Annotated in this window: 4 protein-coding genes; 2 read left to right on the top strand and 2 right to left on the bottom strand. The window is 65.8% G+C overall.

Annotated features, from left to right (window positions below):
- On the bottom strand, positions 1-85 hold an 85-nt coding region (locus VIM19_05745), incomplete at its 3' end, for a DUF427 domain-containing protein (protein ID HEY5184401.1).
- Positions 86-934: 849 nt separating this feature from the next.
- Positions 935-1774 carry a class I SAM-dependent methyltransferase gene (locus VIM19_05740; protein HEY5184400.1) on the bottom strand — a complete coding sequence of 280 codons (840 nt, stop codon included), beginning with the start codon at positions 1772-1774 and terminating at the stop codon, positions 935-937.
- Positions 1775-1923: 149 nt separating this feature from the next.
- On the opposite strand from VIM19_05740, the gene VIM19_05735 reads away from it, so the two are divergent.
- Together VIM19_05735 and VIM19_05730 are read left to right on the top strand one after the other, a co-directional pair.
- The gene (locus VIM19_05735) at positions 1924-2601 is read left to right on the top strand and encodes a helix-turn-helix domain-containing protein (GenBank protein ID HEY5184399.1); all 678 of its coding nucleotides are present in this window, start codon (positions 1924-1926) and stop codon (positions 2599-2601) included.
- A gap of 63 nt (positions 2602-2664) precedes the next feature.
- Positions 2665-2881: hypothetical protein (locus VIM19_05730; protein ID HEY5184398.1), on the top strand; the 217-nt coding region annotated here is incomplete at its 3' end.

Raw genomic sequence — 2881 nt, 5'->3', positions numbered from 1 at the left:
CGGCGGCGCCATCAGCGCTGAGGTAGGACGCGACACCCTTGTAAGCGCAAACCGTGTGATTCTCGGAGGGCGTGAGCAGGTCCATCCGGGCGTCTGTTGTCGCGCGGCAAGTACCACCGCACCGGCAGCGAGGTCTCAATGAGCATCATCGGCCGGGAAGACTCAGCCACGGTGACCCCACCGACCTCGACGCGCACGCTTCGGTTGCTGCGCAGCACGTCGATCCGCTTGAAGGGTCGTGGGGGTGGCCCATGACCGGCTCGTCCTCCTCCAGCCACTCGAACGGGTCCCAGTGCAGCATCACTCGGCCACCGAGTTCCGGCTCGTCGGGCCGGAAGGCCACCTCACCATGACCCTCCAGATGAAGCGACCGGCCGGGCACGGTGTGCCATTCGTTGTGGTGGGGCGGCAGCACCGGCGCCCGCAGTTCGGGCACCGGAAGCGGATCGTGCTCGGTCAGGTTCACATGGAGATCGCCGGGCGGGGCGGCATACCAGGGGACGACTCGGCGAGGCTCGTAGACCAGCAGCGCATCCCTGGTATCGAGCACCGTCTGCCCATCGAGGAGCGCACGGAGTCGCTTCGGGGTCGCGGCGTAGCGGAGCTGGGTAAGACCGCGGAACCACTGCTGCTCGAGATCGATGGCCATGCTTCAGTTTGGGCGCCTTTCGACGGGTCCACAATCGGGTAGCCCTCACGAGCAGCCGTCTGCGACCATCCAGCTCATGAGGTGGTCATACCTGACTCGCTGAACCTATGGCGAGGATGTGAGCGAGGTTGAGCGGCCGAAGGTGGGGCGAACTCACACCCTTGGAGCCAGCGTCACTTCGCAATAATGGAGGTCCAGATATCGCAAGGTGAAGGAGCACCTTTCAGGCGAGTGACAGTGCCGGGTTCTATCCGCGCATCCAGGTTGAATCCCGAAGCCTCAGTGTTAGCTACGTTTGCGCGCTGTAAAGAGGACGTACTCCCACTCCATCACTGTTCTTCCTTCGCCCCGGTCGTGGCGCTGCGCGAGATTGGCGAGGTCGCGGTCCAGGGCAGCCACCCGGTGGGGTTCCCCGGCGAGTCCTCGGTAGGCGGCGATGGTCGGGCCATAGTTGGTCTTGAAGTAGTCGCGGAACGCATCGGGTGCATCGAACTGGTCGACCGTGACCGTCTGGCGGCGTGCAACAACATCGGTGATCTGTGCCCCGAACAGTCCGCGCACGTGATCCTCGCTGCCCCACAGCGGAGGAGGTTGCGCGCCAGGCAGGGGCGGCGGCGTATACGCCTTCATCGTTGCGAACATCTGGCCGATGAACCCCTCCGGGGTCCAGTTGATCAGGCCGATTGTGCCACCCGGGCGGCATACCCGAAGCAGTTCCTGGGCGCTGGCTTGGTGGTGGGGCGCGAACATTACCCCGACACAGGACAGGACCGTGTCGAACTCGCCATCGGCATACGGCAAGGCCTCGACGTCGGCCTCGTGCCACTCGAGCTGAGCACCACGCTTCGCGGCCAGGACCTGCCCCGCCTCTAACAGTTCGGGAGTCAGGTCGCAGGCAACCACGCTCGCCCCGGCCAGCGCTGCGGGAATGGCGGCATTCCCCGACCCGGCGGCCACGTCCAATACCCGGTCACCGCGTCCCACCCGGGTTGCTTCCACCAGGGTCGCTCCCAGTTCCGGAATGATCTCAGCGGCAACTGCGGGGTAGTCGCCCAAGGCCCACATGGCGCGATGCTTGGCCTTCAGGGCCTGGTCGGCGCCTGTCGCCTGGAGCTGTTCGGTCATCTCAGTCATCTTTCGTTCTCCTCGATCGTCGACCAGGAGCGGCTTTCCGCTCACCGTTGTGGTCTTACGATCAAAACTAGGAAACGAACCGGGTCGCTTCCTAGTACGAGATCTGTACTGGCACCTCGGCTGGGGTCTAGCCTGCACGGATGAGCGCCTCGTACCACCAGTTCTGTCCGGTTTCCAAGGCGATGGAGCTGCTCGACGAACGCTGGACGATGCTCGTCGTCCGCGAGTTGGTGAGCGGGTCTGAGCACTTCAACGAGCTGCGCCGCGGGTTGCCGCGGATGTCTCCCACGCTGTTGTCCAGAAGGCTGCACCTACTGGTCCGCGCCGGCGTCGTGGACAGGCAGGTGGAGGGCAACGATGTGCGATACGTCCTGACCCAGGCCGGCCACGAGCTGCGTCCGGTGGTCGAGGCGCTCGGCGCCTGGGGTATCCGCTGGATCGGAGAGCTCGGCGACGGGGATCTGGACCCAAAGCTGCTGATGTGGGACATGCATCGCCACATCGACAAGGACGCCATCCCGGACGGCCGGACGGTAGTCCAGTTCCGGTTCCCGGACGCGCCATCGGATGCCCGCGACTGGTGGCTGGTGATCACCCGCGGCGAAGTCGACGTGTGTGACGTGGACCCGGGGCACGCCGTGGCCGTGACGGTCACCGCCAGCCTGCGCAGCATGGTCAACCTCTGGCGCGGCGACCTGAGCTGGTCCAATGCACTACGCACCGGGTCGGTGCAGGTACACGGCCCCGAGGGGCTGCGTCGCGCAGTGCCTGGCTGGTTCACCCTCTCCAGCTTCGCCGCCGTGCCGCGGCCTGCCTAGCGGGTTCCGAACGAGCCTGGGCGTGCATTCTCCGCGGTACTAAGGCTCGCTCGGACGTTCGGGATGGGCGGCGACCACGGGTCCGCTGCTGCCGCGCTGGATCCGCAGCTCGAACAGCTGGTCCGCACTCTGCGCAAGCGCCATGGGGCCCACACCTGGTACGTCGACGAGCAGACCGGCGTGGAGAGCCAGAAGAGCCTGAACGCGCTTCTGGACATGGACGAGACCGCCGACGCGTTGGGCCGGCCTGGTTCTGGAGATGAAGGCCCTGCTGGTCGTC

Source organism: Actinomycetes bacterium (genome assembly GCA_036510875.1).
Classification (GTDB): Bacteria; Actinomycetota; Actinomycetes; order Prado026; family Prado026; genus DATCDE01.
Note: the sequence above shows the minus strand (reverse complement) of the source record. Positions and strands in the feature narration are given on the sequence as shown.